The sequence below is a fragment of the Salinimicrobium oceani genome, from assembly GCF_012037645.1.
Window position 1 is genome coordinate 1 of the sequence record NZ_JAAVJR010001061.1, and the last position, 366, is coordinate 366.

Consider the following 366-nt stretch of genomic DNA (forward strand, 5'->3'; position numbering starts at 1 on the left):
CATGAATACGGCCGATAATCAGCTTTTTGCAGCTCCGCATCGCGTTGATCACATTAGCAAATCCTGAAAAAAAGACCTTCCCCTGCTGCATGTTTTCAACCGCCAGCAGCTCATCGAAAGAGGCCCCGGCACAAAAGGCACGGTCTCCCTCAGATCTTAAAATAATGATCTTTACCTCCTCGTCTTCAGAAAGTTTTCCCAGCTCCTTTTCCAGGCGCTCCAGCAGTATTGCCGGAAAGGAATTACTGGCAGGATGACCAAATTCCAGAGTAGCAATTCCGTTGACGATTTTGGTATAGAGACTTCCGTTTTCTCTGGTAGTGGTCATATTTTAAACTGGCTTTCCTGTAAAGTTACATTTTATTT

At 44.8% G+C, this 366-nt stretch carries 1 protein-coding gene; it reads right to left on the bottom strand.

All coding sequences use genetic code 11. The annotated features are described in order from the left end of the window. A partial coding sequence (locus tag HC175_RS20775) for an enoyl-CoA hydratase/isomerase family protein (protein ID WP_209310158.1) occupies nucleotides 1-328 on the bottom strand: 328 nt, incomplete at its 3' end. Nucleotides 329-366: the final 38 nt, after the last annotated feature.